A 24,374-nucleotide genomic window follows, 5' to 3' on the forward strand; every position below is an offset into this window, starting at 1 on the left:
TTATCATCCAAAATAAATAATTAGCTTAAGCGAAAGAAGTATAAGGCGTAAGTAAGATGAACGAAGCGATGCGGGATGCAATAAATCAAGATTTACACGAGCAGATAGATCGCTTGATCAATGTTGGCGTTGCTTTGTCATCAGAAAAAGATACCACTAAGCTGTTAGAGCAAATTTTATTTGCGGCAAGAGACTTAACTCATGCCGATGGTGGGACTATATACTCAGTTACGGATAATGCTGAATTAAAGTTTGAAACTTTAATTAACGGCACTTTAGACATGTATATGGGCGGCACTAGTGGTAAGCCAATTCCTTTTCCTTCAATCCCACTGAAAATTGATTCAGCCCCCAATTTAAATGCGTTAGTTGCATTTGCTGCGAATAAAGACATTGTCGTAAACATTCCAGATGCTTATCAGCCTTTTGATGGTTTTGATATGACAGCGGCAAGGGAAATGGATAAAAAAATTGGCTATAGAACTCAGTCTGTGCTGACTATACCGATGAAAAACCATGAAGGTGAACTTAATGGTGTAATCCAGTTGATCAATGCCCAAGAGTCAACAAAAGACGATTCGAAAAATATTATTCCATTTTCAGCTGAAATTCAGCGTTTAGTTAGCTCGCTAGCTTCACAAGCTGCGGTTGCTTTGACGAATCGACAGTTGATTGATGATATGCAAAGGCTATTTCAATCTTTTACCAAAGTAATTGCTAAATCAATTGATGAAAAATCACCTTATACGGGTGGGCACTGCCGCCGAGTACCTGAAATTACCATGTTGTTGGCGAACGCTTTAAATAAAAATGAGCAAGGCCCTTTAGCCGATTTTAATTTATCTGAAGCTGATATGTATGAGCTGAATATAGCGGCTTGGTTACATGACTGCGGTAAAGTCGGAACTCCCGAATATGTAATGGATAAAGCCACTAAGCTCGAAACTATCATAGATAGAATTGAATTAGTTGAGGCAAAATTTGAAATTAAAAAACGTGATTTTCAAATTGAGTGTGCAAACAAAATTAATGCTGCAATTAAAAATAATCAATTCGAACTGATAGCTGAGTATGAAGCAGAAAGAGATGCTGAAATTGCAAAACTAGAAACTGATTTTGAATTTTTAGCGAATGCGAATGTCGGTGGTGAATTTATGCCCAAAGATGCACAACAACGTGTTGCCGAAATTGCGAATCAGTATCAGCTTGTGATGGCAAATCGAACGCAACCTCTGCTTTCAGATGATGAGGTATTGAATTTACAAATACAGAAGGGTACTTTAAATGATGAAGAAAGGCTGATAATTAATAAGCATATCTCAATTACAATCGATATGTTAGAAGCACTTCCTTTCCCTAAACACTTAAGAAATGTACCTGAATATGCTTGTGGACATCATGAGAAAATGGATGGTAGCGGATATCCTAGAGGCTTAACTCGGGATGAAATGTCTGTGCCAGCTCGTATGATGGCAATAGCTGACATATTTGAAGCCTTAACTGCTAATGATAGACCTTATAAGCCACCTAAAACATTAACTCAATGCTTAAAAATCCTCGGCTTTATGAAATTAGATAAGCATATTGATCCTGATTTATTTGATATTTTCGTCGATCATAAAGTTTATGAAGTCTTTGCGGCTGAATTTTTAGATGAATCTCAAATTGATGAGGTTGACGTGAATAATATCCCAGGTTACACCCCTCCAGAACAAAGGTAATAAAGAATAATGCTCAAGTTAATTACAAGGAATTTGTATCTAAATTTGTTTGTTGCTCTCGCTTTAGTTATTACTTCAGGCTACGAAGTGTATGAGTCGTTTGAAGAAGCAAATATAGGCGCTCACCATGGTGTTTTCGTCTTTGCTTTATTCCAAATGTTAAAATGTATAGCTGTTATTGGTGAGAGTGTATTGGCAGTTGATGAAGCAATTTCAGCCTCAAAATCGGAAGGCTAGCCAATCCCGTCTAAGGTTTAGCTAGTTCTCGAGAGAAAGTATCATGTTGGCACTCCAAGCAAGCTGAAATTATCTCCGGATGATAAATTTCTTTTTTGGTGCTACATTGCTTACACACTAGAACACCAAAGCCAATTTCTTCACCCGCTTTATAGTAGCCCTCGTGCGACAAATCGGAGTTAAATTCGCGCCACTCCAACTGTGTTCTATCTGTCATTTCGGTTAAATAATGCCAAATATTATCCTTTAAGCTTAAATAGTAAGCCGATTCATTAGTATCTCTTTGATAGTCATGGTAGAAATGTTGAAGATCTCGGAGTAAAAATTGAGCACTGTGTTTGAGCTCATCACGGTGAACTTCAAGTCCAGCCTCAATCCATTCATTTAGAAAGTTGACCCCAGAAACTAAAGTGCGAGTTTCTGCTTCGCTGCTTTGGCGTAACCACTGATTTAATTTATCTAATACGCTTTGGTAATGTGGCGCTTTATTCATACAGTTAAACCTTTTGGCTAAAATGATGCGTTAAAAACTCAAATATTCAGTTTAAATTAAATTTTTTCGACAATATGAGTATAGATCGTGTTTTCAATATTGGCGTAGCCAGTACGGTAAGTTATCCTATACGGATTATTTATATATTAATTTAGAGTTAGAGTAAGTACCTCCTTGTTACTTAGTTTTGACTACGCATTTTTGGAACCAATTTAATGCAAGAACAATATAACCCGCAAGAAATAGAACAAAGAGTTCAACAATATTGGCAAGACGCAAAAGTCTTTGAAGTACAACCGGACGAAGAAAAAGAAAAGTTCTATTGCTTGTCTATGTTCCCGTATCCAAGTGGCAAATTACATATGGGACATGTGCGTAACTATACGATTGGCGATGTTGTCAGCCGTTACCAAAGGATGCAGGGTAAAAATGTAATGCAGCCTATGGGTTGGGATTCTTTCGGTTTACCTGCTGAAAATGCGGCAATTAATAACAATACTGCCCCTGCAAAGTGGACTTACGCGAACATAGATTATATGAAAACTCAGCTTAAGCAGCTTGGTTTTGGCTATGACTGGTCTCGAGAAATCGCTACATGTACGCCTGAGTATTATAAATGGGAACAATGGTTGTTCACTAAGCTGTATGAAAAAGGTTTAGTTTATAAAAAAATGTCGACGGTGAACTGGGATCCAATTGACCAAACCGTATTGGCAAATGAACAAGTAATAGATGGTAGAGGTTGGCGTTCAGGTGCTTTAGTTGAACAAAAAGAAATACCTCAGTGGTTTGTTAAAATTACCGATTATGCACAAGAGTTATTAGACGATTTAGATGAACTTGAAGGTTGGCCTGAGCAGGTTAAAACCATGCAGCGTAACTGGATTGGTCGTTCTGAAGGTGTTGAGATAGATTTCAATATACCTGCAACAGATGAAACTTTCACTGTTTACACGACTCGTCCTGATACTGTGATGGGGGTGACTTATGTCGCACTTGCTGCGCAGCATCCACTTTGTTTAGCTGCGGCAGAAAATAACCCTGAGCTAGCTGAATTTATTGAATCTTGTAAAAATACTAAAGTATCAGAAGCTGAAATGGCGACCTTAGAGAAAAAAGGGATAGATACTGGTATTCGTGCAATCCATCCATTAACGGGTGAAGAAGTGCCTGTATGGGCAGCAAACTTCGTGCTAATGCATTACGGAACAGGTGCTGTTATGTCGGTACCAGCACATGATCAGCGTGATTTTGAATTTGCTCAAGCTTATGGATTATCTATAAAGCAAGTTATTACACCTGCTGAAGGCTCTGAAGAGGTTGCCGATATTACTCAGGCCGCTTTCACTGAAAAAGGTGTATTAATTAATTCTGGCGAATTTGATGGTTTAGATTTTGATGGCGCATTTAAAGCCATTGCCGCTAAATTAACCGAAATAGGTAAAGGCCAAGTTAAAGTTAACTTTAGATTACGTGACTGGGGTGTATCTCGTCAGCGTTATTGGGGCGCACCAATTCCAATGTTGAATTTGGAAAATGGAGAATCAGTACCAGTACCTGAAGAACAACTGCCCGTGGTATTACCAGAAGACGTGGTTATGAATGGTGTTACTTCACCAATTAAAGCCGATCCAGAATGGGCAAAAACTGAATATAATGGCCAGCCAGCATTCAGAGAAACAGATACATTCGATACTTTCATGGAATCTAGCTGGTACTATGCTCGTTATTGTAGCCCGAAAGCAGACGGAATGTTGGATCCTACAGAAGCTAACTATTGGCTACCAGTTGATCAATATATTGGCGGTATTGAACATGCTATATTGCATTTATTGTATGCGCGTTTCTTCCATAAATTATTACGCGACGTTGGATTAGTAAAATCTGACGAGCCATTTAAAAAGCTACTTTGCCAAGGTATGGTGTTAGCGGAAACCTATTATCGTGAAGACGAAAAGGGTAAAAAAGATTGGTTCTCACCAGCTGATATCGATGCAGAATATGATGAAAAAGGTCGAGTTGTTAAAGCAATCAACCGAAACGATGGCATAGAAGTTCAGTCGGCAGGCATGGGTAAAATGTCTAAGTCGAAGAATAACGGTATAGACCCACAAACGGTTATCAACACTTACGGTGCGGATACAGTTCGTTTATTCATGATGTTTACGGCACCGCCAGAACAAACGTTAGAATGGGTTGATTCAGGTGTTGATGGTGCTAATCGATTTATTCGTCGTTTATGGCGTTTTGCGTTTGAACATCTTGAAGCAGGCAAAACCGAAACATTGGATCTTGCTAGTCTAAACGCAGCGCAAAAAACACTTCGTCGTGAATTGCATAAAACGATTCAGAAAGTATCAGACGATATTGGTCGCCGTAACACTTTCAACACGGCAATTGCTGCTATCATGGAATTCATGAATAAGTTGGTTAAGTTTGAAGTGAAAACAGCTCAAGATAGAGCTTTAGTTGACGATGCATTATCTAACCTGGTGTTATTGCTTTCACCTATTATCCCACACGTTTGTGATGAATTATGGGCAGCGCTGGGTAATGAATCTAAAATTGAAACTGCACCTTGGCCACAAGTTGATGAGTCCGCTTTAGTTGAAGATGAAAAACTGATTATTGTTCAAGTAAATGGTAAGTTGAGAGCTAAATTATCTGTCAGTGCAACAGCGGTTCAAGCCGATGTTGAAGCGTTAGCCTTCGAAGATCCTCAAGTGACTAAGTTCACCGAAGGTAAAACGGTGCGAAAAGTGATTTTTGTACCAGGTAAATTACTTAATATAGTCGCTAATTAATGGCTAAAATGACGCCTCTTATTAGTGGTCTTAGCCCAGTGAAAACGATGGTTTTATTATTCGTTACACTGGGATTAACTGCCTGCGGTTTTAAATTGCGTGGTAGTTATGCTGTACCTGCAAGTATGCAATTTATTTGCTTAGAACAATCGGCTAGTCCGGCTTTGGGAAAAGAATTAACTAAAAGACTATTGCGTAGTAAGGTCAAAATAATCAAGGATAAAGCGAGTTGTGTTAGCTTGGTGTTAAACCGAGATAAAATTGAGCGACCTGTTTTATCCCTGTTCCCAAATGCTCAAGTTGCGGAATATGAATTGATTTATAAAGTGAGTTATACCGTTACTTTTCCAAATCAAGAGCCGAGAACATTCAATGCTGAAGCTTCACGAGATTACCAAGACAATCCAGAAGCTGTATTGGCAAAATCTAAAGAAAATAAATTACTTCAAGCTGAGTTAAGACGGCATGCAGCGGAACAAATTTTACTTCAGCTAGCGTCATTGGAAAACCGTTAATGCGAGTTTATGCAAATCAACTACAACGGCAATTGAAGCAACCTCTGCCTAAAATTTTAATGGTGTTTGGTGAAGAGCCTTTTCAGCAACAGCAAATTTTAGATCAATTAAGAGCTCACTGTTTAGAAACTGGGTTTGACGAGAGAGTGCGTTTTACTGCAGATGACAAATTTAACTGGCAGCTAGTGTTAGATGAAGCACAAGCTTTGTCGTTATTTGCGACTAGGAAGCTCATTGAAGTTGAAATGCCCAATGCAAAACCAGGTAAAGAAGGTGCCGCTTTTTTTAAAACTTGGCTGGAGCTAACTGATAATGAAAATATCTTATTGCTCTGGGGCGGTAAATTGGAGGCGGCTCAAACCAAAACTAAATGGTTTAAGTCGTTAGATGCTGATAGTTGGTTTTTTCCTATCTATGAAATTAGCCGACAACAAATGCCTGAGTGGGTAAGTCAGCAAGTTCAAACACATCAATTGCAATTAACCCCAGATGCACAAGCTTTGTTATGTGATTTATTTGAAGGCAATCTGCTAGGGGCTGCGCAAGAAATTAGCCGACTATCTCTGGTTTACCCTCACAGTCAAATTGATATTGAAAAAATTCGAGAAGCAGTTTCTGATAATTCAAGATTTACCGTATTTCAACTAGGCGAAGATTTGTTATTAAATAACAATAGAAACAAGATAGTTCAAATACTACAACGTCTAGCAGGTGAAGAGTTGGAACCTGTTATTGTCAGTTGGCTCTTGCATAGAGAAGCGGAAAATCTGGCTCAATTAAAAGTAGCACAACAAAATCGACAATTTGATGCTGAATGCAAAAAACTGAGAATCTGGGATAACAGAAAAGCAGGTTATAATGCTGCACTAAATCGGCTTAGCATTGAACAAATTAATAGTATTTTACAAGCTATTGAGCTATTTGATCGGGAATACAAAACCACAGGGCTGACATTTGCCTATACTCGATTAGCTCATATTTGTGCGCTTTTTTCGGGTGATCCAAGTTTGTTTAGTTTTAATCAAGCTATGTTAGTGAGTGACTACCTTGATTGAACAGAATAAAAACTTGGCTTTAGAATTGTATTTTGGTGGCACCTTTAGCCCGATACATTTTGGCCATCTTCAGCCTCTGTTAGAGATAGCGGAACCCTTAGCAGCCGAAAAAATTTACCTTTTGCCTAATGGCCATCCGCCTCATAGAGCTAAGCCTGATGTTGCAGATAAAGACAGATATAATATGTGTCAGTTAGCAACTCAAGTTGATCCTCGTTTAGCGGTAGATGATAGAGAGCTTAACGCAAAAGAGCCCGAATACACGATTAACACCCTGAAAGCATTGAGGGCTGAAAAGCCTGAAGCTTCATTAGTATTTGTTATCGGTATGGACTCTTTAAATACCATAGATACTTGGTTAGATTGGACTGAATTAACTCAATACGCGCATTTAATTGTACTGCAGCGAGGCGGCTGTCCAATTGACCTGAAGCCTCATATATCTGCTTGGATTGAAGATAAACTTGCTACTAATATCATGAATTTGAAGCAAAAAAAATCTGGACTTATTTATCTTTCCCAATCTAGTGCGTTACAAATATCGTCTAGCTTTATCAGAAGTCGTTACAAGTTAGCACTAAATAACCGATGTTTACTGCCAGAATCGGTAAATAAATATATAATGACAAACCAACTCTACCAAAATTAAGAGTTTAACCAAATTTAATAGGAGTAGACTTCATTGCAAGTTGAAGAAATAAAATCATTTATTAATGAAAAAATTGACGAATTAAAAGCAAGAGACGTACTAGAATTAGACGTTTCTCAGAAATCTAGTTTCACACAGTGTATGTTAATTTGTTCGGGTAATTCTAAGCAACACGTTCGTTCTATTGCAAAACACGTGGCATTAGAAGCTAAGCGCTCTGAACTTGAGATGGTTGGCATTGAAGGCGAAGATACTGGCGAGTGGGTACTAGTTGATTTTGGCGATGTTATTTTACATGTGATGACAGACGAGCAAAGAGATCACTATCAAATTGAGAAACTCTGGCAGTAATGAAAATTCGTTTAATCGCTGTAGGGCAAAAAATGCCCGCTTGGGTTGAGCAAGGTTTTGCTGAATATCAAAGGCGATTTCCTCGTGATTATGCGCTGGAACTAACTGAAATACCCGCTGGAAAACGCGGTAAAAATGCTGATATTAAGCGTATTTTAGATAAAGAAGGCGAGCTCATGTTAGCTGCTGTGACTAAAGGTAGCCGCATTGTTACGCTTGAAGTTACTGGCAAGCCATGGACAACTCCCCAGCTCGCGAAAAATATGTTGAAGTGGCAAGATGATGGCAGGGATGTGAGTTTACTTGTTGGTGGGCCAGAAGGTCTAGCGCCTGCCTGTATTGCAGCTTCAGAACAAAAATGGTCTTTATCTGCACTGACACTTCCGCACCCACTTGTTAGAGTGATTGTTGCCGAAAGCCTTTATCGAGGCTGGAGCATCAATAACAACCATCCTTATCACAGAGAGTAGGCATGCTTAACTGGCGTCGCCGAGTTGCTATTCGGGATCATTTAGCAGAAGCCAACCTTTTTGCTCGACGAGTCGTTGTTGCTCTTGTGATTGTTTTAATCCTCAGTTTTATTTTACTGAGTAACTTATATAGTATCCAAGTTAATAAATTTAAAGATTATCAAACCCGCGCAGATGGTAATCGAATTAAAATTTTACCTGTATCACCTAATAGAGGGTTAATTTACGACCGTCATGGGCGAATTTTAGCTGAAAATGTCTCAGTATTTAGTCTTGAAATCATTCCAGAAGAAGTAACCGATCTTGATAAACTCTTAACACGGTTAAAAAGTTTAATCGAAATTGATGACGAGCAAGTTGAAGAATTTAGTAAACAAATTCGTCAGCAAAGGCGTAAATTTAAAGCCGTGACTTTAATCTCTCGTCTGACAGAAGAGCAAGCTGCTATTTTATCTGTTAACCAACATAAATTAGTTGGCGCTTACGTTGAAGCGAGATTGAAGCGTTCTTATCCTTATAAAGATTTAGCAACTCATGCGATTGGTTACGTGCAAAAGATGAATCAAAGGGATGCCGACAGGATCGAAGCAGAAGGGAACAGTGCTAATTATCAAGGCACCTTTGATATAGGTAAATTAGGCCTAGAGAAATTTTATGAAAGCCAATTACATGGGATTGTAGGACACCAAGAGGTTGAGGTAAATAGTCGTGGGCGTCCAATCCGAACTCTATCTGAGCTACCTCCAGAACCAGGTCAAGATTTAATCCTAAACCTTGACATTGAAATGCAGAAAGTCGCACAACAGGCATTAGGTGAAAATAAGGGAGCCGTTATTGTACTCGATGGTAAAACCAATGGTGTGATGACTATGTACAGTAACCCAAGTTATGATCCAAATGACTTTGTTCATGGCATTAGCCATAAAAAATACAATGCCCTACTTAATCGCCGCCGTCCATTGGTGAATCGAGCGACCACAGGGCTATACCGCCCTGCTTCAACAGTCAAACCTCATGTTGGTTTACTCGGTCTAGAGGAAAATTTAATCACAACTAAAACCCGCATTTGGGATCCCGGTTACTATCAAATTAGGGATCTCGAACATAAATTCAGAGATTGGAAAAAATGGGGCCATGGCTGGGTTGATATCTTTAAAGCTATTGAAGAATCTTGTGATGTTTATTATTACGATTTAGCCGTTCGCTTAGGCATGGATAAAATATCCGAATTTATGCATCAGTTTGGTTTTGGTGAATTAACAGGGATTGATATCCACGAAGAAAAAAGTGCCGTCTTACCTTCTCGCGGATGGAAGCGGGCTAGATTTAGGCAACCTTGGTACGCCGGTGATACAGTTAATGTTGGTATTGGCCAAGGCTATTGGGAAACTACGCCATTGCAACTCGCGGTGGCAACCAGTATTTTGGCAAATAATGGTGAGTTTTTTGAACCTAAATTAGTTAAAGCGACGCGTACCAAAAATGAAGAGATTGAATTGCCTGTTATTGATAAGCCAAGCGTTCAATTTAAAAATCCAGAAAATTTAAAAACTATTAAACAAGCAATGCGAGGCGTAGTCGCTAAACCTACTGGTTCTGGCTATAAAGCATTTTTAGACGCTGAATATAAAGCGGCCGGTAAAACGGGTACATCTCAGTTGATTGGCATCGCTCAAGATGAAGAGTATGAAGCAGAAAATTTGGCGAAAGAACACAGGGATAATGCTTTATATGTCGGCTATGCTCCGTTAGATAAGCCAGAAATCGTAGTCGTGGTTGTAATGGAAAACGTTGGTGGTGGCGGCAAAAATGCTGCGCCAGTTGCAAGACAAATGATGGATTATTACTTTCAAAACTATCAACTAAAAGATGAAACAAAGCAATGACAGATTCAGTTGGTAATAAAGTCGATTTTTGGCGTAAAGTTCATATTGATAGACCATTGCTGATGGGATTATTGACTTTAATGTCAGTCGGCCTATTTGTTATTTATAGTGCTTCAGGTCAAGACATGGCGTTAATTACACGACAAGTCACACGTTTAGGGGTTGCACTTGTCGTTATGGTTTTGGTTGCACAAGTACCACCTAGTTTTTATTTACGTTGGGCTGCACCTTTATTTATCATAGGCTGTGGCTTGTTAGTTGCCGTTTTGCTCTTTGGTGTCAGTAGTAAAGGTGCACAACGCTGGCTGGATGTTGGCATTACCCGAATCCAACCATCGGAGATGATGAAGTTAGCTGTGCCTATCATGCTGGCATGGTTTATTGCCAGAAAGCCACTTGCGCCCACTATTGGCTATTCTTTGCTGGGACTGCTGTTAATTGGTATCCCAACAATGCTAATTGCTAAACAACCTGATTTAGGGACATCCTTGCTAATTGCTAGTTCTGGTTTGTTTGTCATTTTTATGGCTGGGTTGAGCTGGCGTTTAATCACAGCCTTCATTGCCATTGTTTCTGCTTCTGCTCCGGTAATTTGGATTTTCTATATGCGAGATTACCAGAAACAAAGAGTGCTCACTTTTTTAGATCCTGAAAAAGATCCTTTGGGTTCTGGATACCATATTATTCAATCTAAGATTGCAATTGGCTCTGGTGGTATGGAAGGAAAAGGTTGGTTGAAGGGAACACAATCACAGCTCGAATTTTTACCTGAGCGTCACACTGATTTTATTTTCTCAGTATTTGCTGAAGAATTTGGTTTTACCGGTGTGTTGATTTTACTCGCTATATATTTGTTTATTGTTGCGCGTGGATTGATGATAGCGATACAGGCTCAAGACGCTTTTACTAAGTTACTAGCCGGCAGTTTGACTTTAACATTTTTTGTATACGTTTTCGTTAATATAGGTATGGTCTCTGGTATTTTACCCGTCGTTGGCGTACCACTTCCTTTAGTTAGCTATGGGGGAACTTCTATGGTTACCTTGATGGCAGGTTTTGGTATATTAATGTCAATTAGTACTCATAGACGTTTCTTAAGGGATAACTAGCTTGTTCGGGTATAAAGCGCAAATCATAATCTTATTTCTAGCCAGTTTATTGACTGCTTGTGCTGGCACTAAAACAGGCAATGAAGGGCGCTATCAAATCGCACAAGATTTAGCACCTGACCGATTGCCTCTTGCTCAAGAGATGATAGATCCAACGCCTATATATGAACCACCTAGTCGGGGGGGGAATCGAGATTATCGAGTTTTGGGTAAAGATTATAAAGTATTAAAATCAATAGAAGGCTTTGTTGAGCATGGTATAGCGTCTTGGTATGGGAAAAAATTCCATGGCCATCTCACCTCAAATGGTGAAACCTATAATATGTTTGACATGAGCGCAGCGCATAAAAATTTACCGTTACCAACTTATGTTAAAGTTACTAATCTTGATAACGGCAAACAAGCTGTAGTTAGGGTAAATGACAGAGGTCCTTTTCATCCTGGACGTATCATTGATTTAAGCTATGCCGCGGCCTATAAGTTAGGCGTAACGGCTAGCGGCACAGCTAATGTCAAAATTGAGGCGTTACATTCTTCTGCTGGAATTTATATCGCAGTAGAAAGTCATCAAGATGCCGCAGTATTAAATGCTAAATCACCTGCGATTGCTGCGCTTTATCAATTGCCAACTAAAGTCAAAAAAGCGGATGTGAACTATCAATTGATAGCAGGTCCAATCGCAAATCATGACGAGGCAGAAAAATTAGTTTCCACCCTTCACAATTCTGGCTATCAGAATGCCAAAATAATCAATTCAGCTAGGAACTAAAGCGCTTTTTTATAATCAAATTATGCCTGTTTCTGAAAAATAACGAGTTCGTTTAAGGCCATTGATTTGGCTTATTTAAGTAATTTAGTGATATACCTGTGATTAAGTATTTAACTTGGTATAATTGCTGAGATATTCTTCTAACCTTGCAACTAAGAACAAAAAAGATTATGACATTGTTAAAAAAATCGTTTGCTTTCATCTCATGTGGTCTAGCTTTTTTCCACTTTTCCGTAGCTGCAATTACGCCTAAAGCACCACAAGTAAATGCCAAGGGCCATATTTTATTAGATTATGATACAGGCTATGTTATCTCTTCTGAAAATGCTGATATGCAATTAGCGCCAGCGTCTTTAACTAAGATGATGACTAGCTATGTGATAGGTTTAGAAATTAAGAGTGGCAATATCGGCCCTGACGATATGGTTACAATTAGCGAAAAGGCTTGGGCAAAGAATTTTCCTGAGTCGTCTAAAATGTTCATTGAAGTCGGCAAGCAAGTCTCTGTATCTGATTTAAATCGCGGTATTATTGTACAGTCGGGTAATGACGCTTGTGTCGCAATGGCCGAACATATTGCTGGTACAGAAGGCGCATTCGCTTCTTTGATGAATGCACATGCTGAAAAACTAGGTATGTCAGCTTCTTTTTTTGAGAATAGCCATGGTTTAAGTTCTGCCAACCATTTTACTTCACCAAGAGATATGGCAACTTTGGCTAAAGCAATTATTCGTGATGTGCCTGATGAATATGCAATCTACAAAGAAAAGTCCTTTACCTATAATGGCATAAAGCAATACAACAGAAACAGCTTGCTCTGGGATAAAAGTCTTAATGTTGATGGTATTAAAACCGGCCATACAGAAGAAGCTGGTTATAGTTTAGTGACTTCAGCAACTAAAGATAATATGCGTCTTATTTCGGTCGTGATGGGAACCGACTCAGAACGTGCGCGTAAAGACGAAAATAAAAAACTACTTAATTATGGCTTCCGTTTTTTCGAAACTTATACACCTTACGAGGCAGGTACTAAATTTGTAGAACAACAAATTTGGATGGGTGATAAAGAAAAAGTGCGTTTAGGCATAGTTCAAGATACTAAAATCACTATTCCGCGTGGTAAGCGCAAAGCGATAAAAACGCATGTTGAGCTAGACAATGTTCTACAAGCCCCGCTGAAAAAAGGCACTAAAGTCGGTACCTTATTTTTACAATTAGATGGTGAAGATATTGCAAATTATCCATTAGTTGCGTTAGAAAGCGTCGATGAAGGTGGTTTGATGTCGAAAGCTGTTGATTTTATTAAAATGAAATTTGAATAAAATATCCTTAGAAGTAACGAGTAATGAAAACTAAATTTGATGAATATTTGGAATTTCCTTGTAAATTTCCATTTAAAGTATTGGCTCAAACTGATTCCCAGATAGTTGAAAAAGTGGTTGCCGTTGTCCAACAACATGCACCAGGAGACTATAGCCCGACGGTTAAGCCGAGTGGTAAAGGTAATTATCAGTCTGTTTCAATCGACATTACTGCTACAAGTAAAGAGCAATTAGAAACGCTTTACAAAGAGCTAGCAGAAATCGACACAGTTAGAATGGTTTTATAGAAGACGACTTTGCCTTTGGACAATCAACAACAAGTCATTATCCGCCATTTAGGTCAGAGAGAATACCTACCTATATGGCAAGCGATGCAAGATTTTACTCAAACTCGAGAACAAGACGCCTTAGATGAAATCTGGTGGGTCGAACACGACCCAGTGTTTACTCAGGGGCAAGCAGGTAAAGCTGAGCATGTTTTAGTACCGGGCGATATCCCTGTGGTTAAAGTTGATCGAGGTGGTCAAGTAACCTATCACGGACCCGGTCAAATTGTCGGTTACACTCTAATCAATATTAAACGTTTAGGGATAGGGGTTAGAGCCTTAGTTACCATTCTTGAAGAAAGTATTGTTTCAATTCTACAAAAATACGGTGTAGATGCTTACCCAAAAGCAGATGCGCCAGGCGTTTATGTGAACGAACACAAAATAGCTTCATTAGGACTTCGAATTCGAAGGGGCTGTTCTTTTCATGGTTTAGCGCTGAATATTAATATGGATTTATCACCATTTTTAAGAATTAACCCGTGTGGATATCAAGGGCTTAAAATGGTTCAAAGTAAAGATTTAGGTGGCCCAGATAATACTGAATTAGCGGCCGAGTTATTAACTTCAGAATTAATTACCAGGCTTGGTTATGTCCAGGCTATTAGTAAAGTAGGGTTCGATTATGAATAAGCCTATGCGTCCTCAAGCGGGCGTTAAAATGCGTGATGAAGACAAAATGCGTTTAATCCCAGTGCAAGTAATACCGTCAGAAAAATCTGAAATGTTACGTAAGCCTGAATGGATTAAAATTAAACTTCCTCCAAGCACAGAAAAAATCGACCATATTAAGCAAACAATGCGCAAAAATAAATTGCATTCAGTTTGTGAAGAAGCGTCATGCCCTAATTTATCTGAATGTTTTAATCATGGCACTGCGACCTTTATGATTCTGGGTGATATTTGTACTCGTCGCTGCCCATTTTGTGATGTAGCGCATGGCCGCCCATTAGCACCAGACCCTGATGAAGCTGAAAAACTAGGTAAAACCATTGCTGAAATGGGATTAAGCTATGTTGTTATTACCTCGGTTGACCGAGACGACCTTAGAGATGGTGGGGCACAGCATTTTGTTGATTGTATTGATTCAATTAGAAAATATAGCCCTGAGATTAAAATTGAAGTGTTAGTACCTGATTTTAGAGGGCGCATGGATGTTGCATTAGAGATCCTTAATACAAGCCCTCCAGATGTTTTCAACCATAATCTAGAAACGGCACCTAGACTATATAAAATGGCTAGACCAGGCGCTAATTATCAGTGGTCTCTTGATTTGTTGAAAAAATTCAAAGCTGCAAACCCGAATGTACCAACTAAATCTGGTTTAATGATGGGAATGGGTGAGACCAACGAAGAAATTGTTGAGGTTTTGAAAGACTTACGTGAGCACAATGTTGAAATGTTGACTTTGGGTCAATATCTTCAGCCATCGCGTCATCATCTCCCTGTGAAACGTTATGTTCACCCTAAAGAGTTTGATGAGTTGAATGATATCGCCAATGAACTTGGCTTTGAGCATGCTGCATGTGGCCCTATGGTTCGCTCTAGTTACCATGCCGACAAGCAAGCGGCTGGTGAAGCAGTAAAATAGTCCAGAATCTAGGAGCTAGCATAATACGCAAAATATTATGCTAGCTTTGTTTTACTAATGATGGAAATTTCAGAACCTTAGATTACACTCAAAAGTATCTTTTTACTCAAGTAAACTCTATGCTGAAATTACTTACCAAGACCACAAGTAAATTTTCTTTATCTTTATTGTTGCTAGCGTCCCCGTTAGTTGCTGAAGAATTAGAAGTTATTGAAGTTTCAGCTTTAAGAAAAACTCAAAATTTACAGGTAGCACCTGTTTCTGTATCCGCCTTATCAAATACCTTGCTAGAAAATGCTCAAGTTAATGGCTTAAATGGAATTGATCATCTAGTTCCTGGTTTGTCTATTGGCTTATTTAATATTGCGCAACCGCAAATTTTTATTCGAGGCATTGGCTCTAATGATGATGGTGCGGCTGGCGATCCGTCTATTGCTATATACATGGATGATGTATATATGAATAAATTGTCTAGCATTGCAATTGATACATTTGATATTCAAAGGATTGAGGTGCTTAAAGGTCCACAGGGTGCTTTGTATGGCAAAAATGGTGCAGGTGGGGCCATTCATATAATTAATAACAGGCCTGAATTCAACAACACAGCTAAATTTCAATTAGGCTTAGGCAATTTAAACTTTCGTACCGCCAACTTAATGGTAAATAAGTTAGTTACCAATGATCAAGCCGTACGACTTAGTTTAAGTCGTAAAGTTAGAGACGGTTACGTCACAAGCGCTATTCAACCTGAATTAAATTTTAACCAAGTGGATAATATGCATGCTAGGTTACAATACTTAGCTGAAATTGATTCAGACCAGCGCCTTGGCTTAGCAGCCTTTTATGTTCATGACTCTACATCTAGCCCTGGTCATATTGCCGATGGTGGGGCGATTGGTCATATCCATAGACTAGTAAACCCGACCGCTTTTAATCATTTTTATAAAAACTTCGCAACTCATTCAGGTCATGAAGAAAGAGAAGCATCTGGTTTTAAACTGGATTACCAAACTAAAATTAACAATGCTGATTTAATTGTCATTGCTTCTCATAATAAGGCTGATGTCTCAATTGCAGAAGTTATTGCGGGTTCCTCTATTCAGGTGAACAACTTCCTTGATGTGACAAATTTTATCGAAGAGCAACATGAACAAACGAGTATTGAAGCTAGGCTTTCTGGAGCGTTTAATCATTTTGAATGGATGTTGGGAGCCAGTATGCAGGATGCAACGACGAACAGGGTCGAGTCCTTGATAACTTATTTAGGGACGTCCTTTCCGCAAAATCCAACTCAACAAGTTTTGAGTTTACCTGCAGACTCAGTTCAGTATTCAGATAATCGCAGTTCGGCTATATATGCTGCAGGCGGTTGGAATTTGGACGACGTACACAAGTTACATTTAGGTAGCCGCTATAGTTATGATGCTAAAAAAGTAGATTTAGCCACAAACCAAGTTGACCAATTCACTATATTTGAACAATACGACACATTTGTGCGTAATAGTTTTTCAGAATGGACGCATGAGGTGAGTTTTTCGAGCCAATGGCGACAGAACATATTCAGTTATCTCCGATATAGTGAAGGCTTTAAAAGTGGCGGCTTTCAAGGGATGGCATCGACTAAATTAGCGGCTGAGACTGGTTATCTCCCAGAATACTCAACTAATTATGAAATGGGATTGAAATTAGATTGGTTTAGCAATCAACTTCGCACTAATTTATCTATTTTTACCACTCAGTATCAAGATTTGCAGGTTCAGAAACAAGTCGATGTCGGTGCTTTAGGGTACTTAGTGGTAGAAAATGCAGCCAAAGCAAATATAAAGGGAGCAGAGCTTGATTGGACATTTAGACCTAGTATGCAACCCAAGCTTGAATTAAGTGGCAATTACGCCTATTTGGACACTGAATATGAAAACTATGCAGATGATCCAAGGTATCAGGGAAATAAACTAAGAAATGCGCCTAAAACTAGCTATTCAATACGTATGGCTTGGTACGAAAGACTTAGTTTTGGTCAACTAAGCTTTGATACTATTTACAGCTATAAAGGAAAAACCTACCAAGATCCAGAAAATTTAGAGTCATCAATCATTCCTAGCTATCATTTAACTCATTTTAATTTCAAGCTGTCGAGTCGCGATACTAACTACTTTATGAAAATTTGGGTTGAGAACGCATTTAATCAAAAATATTTTATTCATAAATACGCTTCTCCAACAGGGATAGGAAGCTTAGTATTGGTTAACACTCCAGGCGCCCCTAGACAATACGGGGTAACTTTTGGTGTTAACTGGTAAATCAACTTAAAAAACCATCAAACATAGCTCTAAATTTAAACGATTTAATAAAAAAATAAAAAAGCGTAAAAAAAGATAATAAACTGGTTGACTTAGACCCTCAAAATCCGTTTAATACACGCCCGCAGCAGATGCACTTTGCTGTTACCTGTTTATGCCCAGATAGCTCAGTCGGTAGAGCAGGGGATTGAAAATCCCCGTGTCGGTGGTTCGATTCCGCCTCTGGGCACCATTTCAGGTGTTTTAAGAATGTGCCGACTTAGCTCAGTTGGTAGAGCAACTGACTTGTAATCAGTAGGTCGCCAGTTCGATTCCGGCAGTCGGCACCATTTTTAAAATTGAATGATTTATAGTTTTTGAATTATAAATAGGTATGCCCAGATAGCTCAGTCGGTAGAGCAGGGGATTGAAAATCCCCGTGTCGGTGGTTCGATTCCGCCTCTGGGCACCATTTTTATAAAATCAAGAATGCTAAAACAACCTTTGTTTTATTTCTTATATCATTCCTAACTTTTGAACTTACCAAACTCAAAAGTCGCTAATATAGCGAGCACTTTTTATGTGCCGACTTAGCTCAGTTGGTAGAGCAACTGACTTGTAATCAGTAGGTCGCCAGTTCGATTCCGGCAGTCGGCACCATTTATCTATTATTGAATAGAAACCTGTTTTCCACCCAAGTTAATATATTTATTAGTATTCCACTCTGTTTAATCTTATAGTTATTTTCATATTTGCCGATATAACCTGCAGAGAACTATCTAATTGGAATTGTGCATAGTGGCATTAGCTTGCGACGGCAGACAATATAAGTGTATTTTTACACTTTTTATTGCGCTTATATTATTACCTACAACCTTATCAGCAGAGCCGACTTATCAAAATAATTGGTACCTTGGAATACATTCAGGTCTAAGCCAAACTGATATAAGTCATGCAGAGTTGGATACGGCTTATCAAAATATTTCTTTAACTTATTTAGATATATCTAAGCAATCTACTTTTTATCAAGTTTCAGTTGGGTACGGTCTTAATCACATATTTTCGTTTGAGCTTGGTTATTTGGATCTTGGTAAAAGAGAAATAAGTTATTCAGGTTTAACAACCGATTTAAATACGTTTCATCAGCAAGTATCGCCCGCCTATGTTGATACTGGTAAGGGGGTAACAACAAATTTACTCCTAACTGTGCCTGTTTATTCTAATTTAAAAGCTACAGCTATGATTGGTGTATTTAATTGGCAAAATAAATTCTCATTAAACAATCAAGTTGGCCAAAGTTTACAGGTTGAGCAGTCTGGCAGGAGTTTGTCTTATGGGGCAGAGCTTAAGTATCAATTCACAGATAGGTTGCAGCTATATTCGCGCATTGAACAAGTAAATATGAAACGCCACAAGGTAATGAATTCAGCGTTAGGCATTCGTTACTTTTTTGGTATGCCGACTTGGGCTAATCATGCGTCATCCGATATAAAGTTAGCTAAAACCAGTACTCAGGCGATTAATCCACCCAACCAGACGACTCATACTGAACAGCCAACTCTTCGTCAAGTTAGCCTTGCGAAAAATGATAGCTTAGGTACTAAGCCTGTGCTTAGCGACATTGAAACGACTAAACTAAATGATCTGGATGATAATATTAATTTAGTTGATCAAACCATCACTGATAAATCAGCACAGAAAATAGATAAAGAGAAGAGTCTTAATAAATCGAATCAAGAAAACTTAGTTTTCGTTCAGGATATATCTGAAGCTGAAAGTACAGTTCAATATAAAACTAATCTTGACTTCAGACAGACAGGAAAATTGAACTTAGATTTTAAAGCTGATACTTATAAATTACAGAAATATCATCTTGAACCATTGGCAAGACTGACTCACTACATAAGAGATAAAGAACAAGCTCATATTTTGATTCGTGCAGGGATCTCTCCGTTAGATAAATCATCTTTGCAGCAAAGAGCTCGACAATGGCGAGTCCATGAATTAACTCAGTATTTTATCCGTCAAGGACTTCTTATTGAGAATATTTCTTTTGATTATAAAGAGTTAGCTGGATTTAGCCTTGAGTTGCAGCAGGCGAGCAATAAAACTGTAAACATAGAGACTGTGACATTTAAAGCCTATTCTGATTGGTTATCTTCTAGTACAAAAAAATTAATTCTAGAGGCAATCTCTAAACATGCATCAAATCATTCTCAGCCGAGAATTCATTTAATTTCCACACGCGGAAATCAAACTCCATTTTTAGGCTCTGTTGAGTTAACCGCTAATCGAGCTGAATTAATTAAGACAATTATTCAACAAAAATTTCCAGCAATACCCGTCACAGTCAACTATATTGTAAATGCCGATGTTCAAGGATATCCCCCGAACCAAGTCTCCATTCTAAAACGGTTATAACGAGAAAAGCATGCAGAAAACATTAAAACTATTTGCTAATCCCCTTATTTTATTGAGCTTTTTCTCGTTTACTTTGGGCGCTGCGAATGCGGGTTTGCCTTTCACAGAAGATTTTTCAGATCAAAATTTGTTAGATATTAGCAATTCATCGGCGGACTGGCTAACTGCTTCAGGCGTTGGCCAATTGCCGCAAGGTTATCCCATACTACCGAATATTACCCTACCGACAGAAGTTGCAGAGACAATAGGTACTGAAACAAATTGGACCCCTGGTGTCGCTTGGGGGGATGTTGACAAAGATGGTGATATTGATCTGATTTTTGTTAATAGTGGCCAAGCTAACAATTTGTATTTAAATGACGGCTCGAATACCTTTACAACTAGTGCTACATCTATTGCAACCGATAGTGTTAGTAGTACTTCAGCTGTCTTGGTTGATGTGGACAATGATACAGATTTAGATTTGGTTATAGGCAATTATGATGAAACCAATAAGCTTTATTACAACGATGGCACGGGCAATTTTGATGCGACTGGAACTCTGATTGGTGAGCATAATGGCAGTTGGATTTGGGGCGATAATCCAACGGAAAAAATTATTGCAGCCGATGTTAATAAAGATGGCTACATAGATATATTAACTGCAAATAATGGTATTACAGGCAATTATGGTACCGTAAATCGTATCTTTTTTAACGATGGTACTGGTAGTTTTCCTAGCAATACAGATATAGATTCAGAGAGTGATAATTCATCGAGTATAGTAGCTGCAGATTTTGATAACGACGGGCATTTAGATCTGGCAGTCGCCAATTACTGGCCAGCGCCAGCCGATCGAATATATCTCAATAATGGAGATGCGACTTTTTCATCTGCAATAAATTTATCCAGTTCAGATACAGATACCTATGATTTTGCTGTTGGCGATATTGACGCTGATGGTGATTTAGATCTAATAAGCGCTTCGATAGGTGAAAATCAAATTTATTTAAATGACGGCTCAGCTAATTTTACTTTGTTGGGATCTGTTTCTTCAGATGCCGTTTATAGTCAATCTATAAGTTTGCATGATCTAGATATGGATGGTGATCTAGATTTAATCATTGGCAACTCTAATGCGACTAATCAATATTTCTTAAATGATGGTACAGGCAACTTTTCAGCTGCGGTGCAATTAGGTAGTGAAAGTTTAGCGACTCATGAATTGGTTGCTGTCGATATAGATAAAGATGGTGATTTAGATTTTATTGCGGCTAATACAAGCGGTGATGGTAATAGATTATATCGAAACCATTCAGCGGGTGGTTGGGTTAAAGCAGGTACAGATGTTGGAACCGAATCTAATACCAGTACCTCTGTTGCCGTGGCGGATATCGATGGTGATTTTATTCCTGATTTAATTATTGGTAAGTCAGGCACAGCAAATTTAGTTTATTTTAATGATGGTTTAGGTGGTTTTTCTTCTAGTGGCACTAGTATTGGTAGTGAAACGGATGACACTCAAGATGTTGTTATTGCAGATGTCAATCATGATGGTTTTGATGACTTGGTTGTTGCGAATAATCTTATGACGAACAAATATTATTTAAATGATGGTACTGGTAATTTTTCAGCGACAGGGACAGACATAGGTAGTGAAACTGACGCAACCCAAGCTGTCTTAGTTAAGGATTTGAATGCTGACGGCTTAGTCGATGTAATCAGCATTGAGTCAAACGATACAACAAAAATATATTGGAATAGCGGAGGCGCTGTTTTCTCTAGTACAGGTGAAAGCTTTTCAACGGATGCCGATGACAGCCAAGCGGCGATTTTATTCGACGTAGATTCGGATGGCGAGTTAGATTTGGTTGTTATCAATAATGGCTTGGATAAAATTTACTTTAATTCAGGACAGGGTGTTTTTGCTTCGACAGGCACACAGCTTAGTAATGATGCATATAATGGTCGCGCGGTTGATTATGGTGATATAGATAATGATGGCGATCTTGATTTAGTGATCGCTAATGATAGTGCCGCTGATTTGTATTACCTTAATGATGGTTCTGGTAATTTTTCAACAAATGGTGGCAGTTTAGGGAGTGAAGCCGACACTTCTGAAGACATCAAATTAGTTGATTTTGACGCAGACGGTGATTTAGATGTAATAGTTGCTAAATCAACAGGCAACTTAATTTATTACAATCAAGGCGATGCCACTTTTAGTGATTCAGTTAGTTTAGATACAGATTCAAGCGACACTGCAGCGCTAGCTTATGCTGATTTTGATTTATCAGGCAGTATTGACATTATTGCGGCAAATTCATCTTCAATTTCCAAACTCTATTTTAATAACTCAATTGGTGGTTATTCATCAGAAAGTGCTGAAATTAGTTCAGCGACTAATAATTCTTTGGATGCTCAATTCGCTGATTTTGATCGAGATGGTTGGTTGGACTTAGTTGTTGCAAATGATGAACAGGCCATGCTGATCTATTTTAATGATGGTTTTGGTAATTTATCTGCTACAGGCGTTGATATTGGTGCTAGCACTGAAAAACCACAAGAAATGCGAATTGGTGATCTCGACCTAGATGGTGACATGGATATAGTCACAGCCAATTATAATCAAGTTAACAAGATGTATTTAAATGATGGAACAGGGAGTTTTACTGCGGTTGATATTGGCTCTGAAATAGAAGTGACTTGGGGAATAGGATTAGCTGATTTCAACCAAGACGGATATCTAGATATAGTGGTTTCGACAGGTTCGGGCTCGACCAATAAAATATATTTAAATAATGGTGACGGCAGTTATCCAGTATCGGGTACAGACATTAGTAGTGATACTTTTGGTGATGGCGTTGCAATTGTAGATGTTAACCAAGATGGTAAATTAGATATATTAATTACAGGCTCGCAAACCTATTTATACTTAGGCAATGGTGACGGCAGTTTTCAGTCAAGCAGTGTGATAGGTGCATCAAACAGCTCAGCTGCTAGCGTTAGTTTTGCTGATTTAAATAATGATACCTATCCAGATATGGTGATAGGCTATGGATTTTCTGGCGATTTAACCAATCGTTTATATTTAAATGATGGAACTGGGAATTTTCCATCTTCAGGCACAGCTTTAGGCGCTCATCTAGACCAAACTCGTGATCTAGATTTACTCGACATAGACAAAGATGGTGATTTGGATATTGTTTTTTCTAATGTAGGTCAAACCAATAAACTACACTTAAATGACGGTCAAGGTAACTTTGATACTGGTAGTGACTTATCTAGCGAGATTTATGATACTTGGGCGATTGAATTTGCTGATGTTAATTTAGATGGCTATTTAGAATTAGTCACTTTGAACGCAGCTCAAACGAATCGAATTAATACAATTAATCGTTTTTCTCCCGCATCATCTCAAATTTCATCTATTACATTAAATTCAAGCATTACAGATATACCTAGAGCAATATTAACGGCGTCTGAAACTTTATCGGATCATACGGGTGTTGAATATTTACTGTCGAACGATGCTGGGGTGAATTGGTATCCAGTAACAAGTGGGGTTGCATTTGATTTCCCTAATGGCATTGATGGTGATTTACAGTGGCGAGCTAAGCTTAGTAGTAGAAGTGCTCGATATACACCTGTTATAAACCAGTTGGTGGTGGATTTTCAAAATACAGAGCCAGAAATAACGAGTATAGAAGAAACCACTGCATCAGAAGGCGTTGAATATTCTTATACTTTTACTGCAACAGATATAGATGTCGCTGACAGCTTAACGCTTTCTGCTCCTATATTACCGATCTGGTTGAGTTTTGACAGTGCAACAAGGGTTTTGTCTGGAACGCCAGATTTTTCTCATGCCGGTAGTCATAGTGTTACTTTACAAGTGAGTGATGGTACGGATGATGTTTCTCAAAGCTTTACAATAGAAGTTAATGTTTACCCTGTTATAACGACTTTAGAAGAAACCACTGCATTTGAAGATTTAAGCTATTCTTACACTATCGCGGCGACAGATTCGAATGGTGATAGTTTAACTTATTCAGCATCAACTTTACCTAGCTGGTTAAGTTTTGATTCGGGAAGTACGACTCTTTCAGGAACCCCTACTAACAATGAAGTTGGAGACCATTCCGTTGTTTTATCTGTATCGGATGGCGCTTTGAGTGTAGATCAAAGTTTCACTGTAACAGTATTTAACGTTAATGATTCGCCAGTCATTACTTCAACTGAAATCACTAGTGCGACTGAAGATACCGCTTATGCTTATACATTTTCGGCAAGTGATGACGATGCCCCCGATGCTTTAATCTTATCTGCGCCAACGCTGCCGTCTTGGCTGAATTTTGATAGCAGTACTGGCGTATTATCTGGCACGCCAACCAATA

19 protein-coding genes and 4 tRNA genes are annotated in these 24,374 nt (G+C 38.6%); 22 read left to right on the plus strand and 1 reads right to left on the minus strand.

Translation table 11 applies throughout. The annotated features are described in order from the left end of the window. Nucleotides 1-56 precede the first annotated feature (56 nt). Both XM47_RS05275 and XM47_RS05280 read left to right on the plus strand, forming a co-directional pair. Nucleotides 57-1,721 carry an HD family phosphohydrolase gene (locus XM47_RS05275; protein ID WP_048690482.1) on the plus strand — a complete coding sequence of 555 codons (1,665 nt, stop codon included), beginning with the start codon at nucleotides 57-59 and terminating at the stop codon, nucleotides 1,719-1,721. Between the two features lie 45 nt (nucleotides 1,722-1,766). Continuing rightward, entirely contained in the window at nucleotides 1,767-1,958 is a 192-nt protein-coding gene (locus XM47_RS05280; RefSeq protein ID WP_216595972.1) for a hypothetical protein, read from the plus strand. Nucleotides 1,959-1,968: 10 nt separating this feature from the next. Here XM47_RS05280 and XM47_RS05285 read toward each other — a convergent pair whose 3' ends face one another. After that, complete coding sequence (locus XM47_RS05285; RefSeq protein WP_048690486.1) at nucleotides 1,969-2,451, minus strand: zinc ribbon-containing protein; 483 nt, start codon at nucleotides 2,449-2,451, stop codon at nucleotides 1,969-1,971. Nucleotides 2,452-2,666: 215 nt separating this feature from the next. Here XM47_RS05285 and leuS point away from each other — a divergent pair, with 215 nt between their 5' ends. The 20 genes from leuS to XM47_RS05385 all read left to right on the plus strand — a co-directional run. Next, a complete protein-coding gene (gene leuS / locus XM47_RS05290) occupies nucleotides 2,667-5,255 on the plus strand; it encodes a leucine--tRNA ligase (RefSeq protein ID WP_048690488.1) in 2,589 nt (862 codons plus the stop codon). A gap of 47 nt (nucleotides 5,256-5,302) precedes the next feature. Further along, complete coding sequence (locus tag XM47_RS05295) at nucleotides 5,303-5,770, plus strand: LPS-assembly lipoprotein LptE (protein WP_149865460.1); 468 nt, start codon at nucleotides 5,303-5,305, stop codon at nucleotides 5,768-5,770. Continuing rightward, entirely contained in the window at nucleotides 5,770-6,825 is a 1,056-nt protein-coding gene (gene holA / locus XM47_RS05300) for a DNA polymerase III subunit delta (RefSeq protein WP_048690489.1), read from the plus strand. The genes XM47_RS05295 and holA overlap by 1 nt, the downstream gene beginning before the upstream one ends. Nucleotides 6,826-6,838: 13 nt before the next feature. Next, nucleotides 6,839-7,474, plus strand: a complete 636-nt coding sequence (gene nadD, locus XM47_RS05305) for a nicotinate-nucleotide adenylyltransferase (RefSeq protein ID WP_216595973.1) — start codon at nucleotides 6,839-6,841, stop codon at nucleotides 7,472-7,474. A 33-nt stretch (nucleotides 7,475-7,507) separates the two neighbouring features. Then, nucleotides 7,508-7,825 carry a ribosome silencing factor gene (gene rsfS, locus XM47_RS05310; protein ID WP_048690491.1) on the plus strand — a complete coding sequence of 106 codons (318 nt, stop codon included), beginning with the start codon at nucleotides 7,508-7,510 and terminating at the stop codon, nucleotides 7,823-7,825. Further along, on the plus strand, nucleotides 7,825-8,295 hold the full coding sequence (rlmH, locus tag XM47_RS05315; protein WP_048690492.1) for a 23S rRNA (pseudouridine(1915)-N(3))-methyltransferase RlmH: 471 nt from the start codon (nucleotides 7,825-7,827) through the stop codon (nucleotides 8,293-8,295). Before rsfS ends, rlmH begins: the two co-directional genes overlap by 1 nt. 2 nt (nucleotides 8,296-8,297) lie before the next feature. Beyond that, nucleotides 8,298-10,181 carry a penicillin-binding protein 2 gene (mrdA, locus tag XM47_RS05320; protein ID WP_048690494.1) on the plus strand — a complete coding sequence of 628 codons (1,884 nt, stop codon included), beginning with the start codon at nucleotides 8,298-8,300 and terminating at the stop codon, nucleotides 10,179-10,181. Continuing rightward, complete coding sequence (gene rodA / locus XM47_RS05325; RefSeq protein ID WP_048690496.1) at nucleotides 10,178-11,290, plus strand: rod shape-determining protein RodA; 1,113 nt, start codon at nucleotides 10,178-10,180, stop codon at nucleotides 11,288-11,290. Before mrdA ends, rodA begins: the two co-directional genes overlap by 4 nt. 1 nt (nucleotide 11,291) lies before the next feature. Then, on the plus strand, nucleotides 11,292-12,059 hold the full coding sequence (locus tag XM47_RS05330; RefSeq protein ID WP_077066484.1) for a septal ring lytic transglycosylase RlpA family protein: 768 nt from the start codon (nucleotides 11,292-11,294) through the stop codon (nucleotides 12,057-12,059). 170 nt (nucleotides 12,060-12,229) lie between these two features. Beyond that, a complete protein-coding gene (locus XM47_RS05335; RefSeq protein ID WP_048690498.1) occupies nucleotides 12,230-13,381 on the plus strand; it encodes a serine hydrolase in 1,152 nt (383 codons plus the stop codon). Between the two features lie 23 nt (nucleotides 13,382-13,404). Then, entirely contained in the window at nucleotides 13,405-13,668 is a 264-nt protein-coding gene (gene ybeD, locus XM47_RS05340) for a DUF493 family protein YbeD (protein ID WP_048690500.1), read from the plus strand. A gap of 15 nt (nucleotides 13,669-13,683) precedes the next feature. Further along, nucleotides 13,684-14,340 carry a lipoyl(octanoyl) transferase LipB gene (gene lipB / locus XM47_RS05345; protein ID WP_048690552.1) on the plus strand — a complete coding sequence of 219 codons (657 nt, stop codon included), beginning with the start codon at nucleotides 13,684-13,686 and terminating at the stop codon, nucleotides 14,338-14,340. After that, nucleotides 14,333-15,298 carry a lipoyl synthase gene (gene lipA / locus XM47_RS05350; RefSeq protein WP_048690502.1) on the plus strand — a complete coding sequence of 322 codons (966 nt, stop codon included), beginning with the start codon at nucleotides 14,333-14,335 and terminating at the stop codon, nucleotides 15,296-15,298. The genes lipB and lipA overlap by 8 nt, the downstream gene beginning before the upstream one ends. A gap of 119 nt (nucleotides 15,299-15,417) precedes the next feature. After that, the gene (locus tag XM47_RS05355; RefSeq protein ID WP_048690504.1) at nucleotides 15,418-17,598 is read left to right on the plus strand and encodes a TonB-dependent receptor; all 2,181 of its coding nucleotides are present in this window, start codon (nucleotides 15,418-15,420) and stop codon (nucleotides 17,596-17,598) included. Between the two features lie 156 nt (nucleotides 17,599-17,754). Further along, nucleotides 17,755-17,830 (plus strand) — tRNA-Phe (locus XM47_RS05360). Between the two features lie 21 nt (nucleotides 17,831-17,851). Then, nucleotides 17,852-17,927: transfer RNA gene (locus XM47_RS05365), tRNA-Thr, on the plus strand. A 46-nt stretch (nucleotides 17,928-17,973) separates the two neighbouring features. After that, nucleotides 17,974-18,049, plus strand: a tRNA-Phe gene (locus tag XM47_RS05370). Between the two features lie 112 nt (nucleotides 18,050-18,161). After that, nucleotides 18,162-18,237, plus strand: a tRNA-Thr gene (locus XM47_RS05375). 138 nt (nucleotides 18,238-18,375) lie between these two features. Beyond that, nucleotides 18,376-19,998, plus strand: coding sequence for an outer membrane beta-barrel protein (locus XM47_RS05380; RefSeq protein ID WP_048690506.1), 1,623 nt, complete (start codon nucleotides 18,376-18,378; stop codon nucleotides 19,996-19,998). 10 nt (nucleotides 19,999-20,008) lie between these two features. Then, nucleotides 20,009-24,374: FG-GAP-like repeat-containing protein (locus XM47_RS05385; RefSeq protein ID WP_048690508.1), on the plus strand; the 4,366-nt coding region annotated here is incomplete at its 3' end.

Source organism: Catenovulum maritimum (assembly GCF_001050375.1).
Lineage (GTDB): Bacteria > Pseudomonadota > Gammaproteobacteria > Enterobacterales > Alteromonadaceae > Catenovulum > Catenovulum maritimum.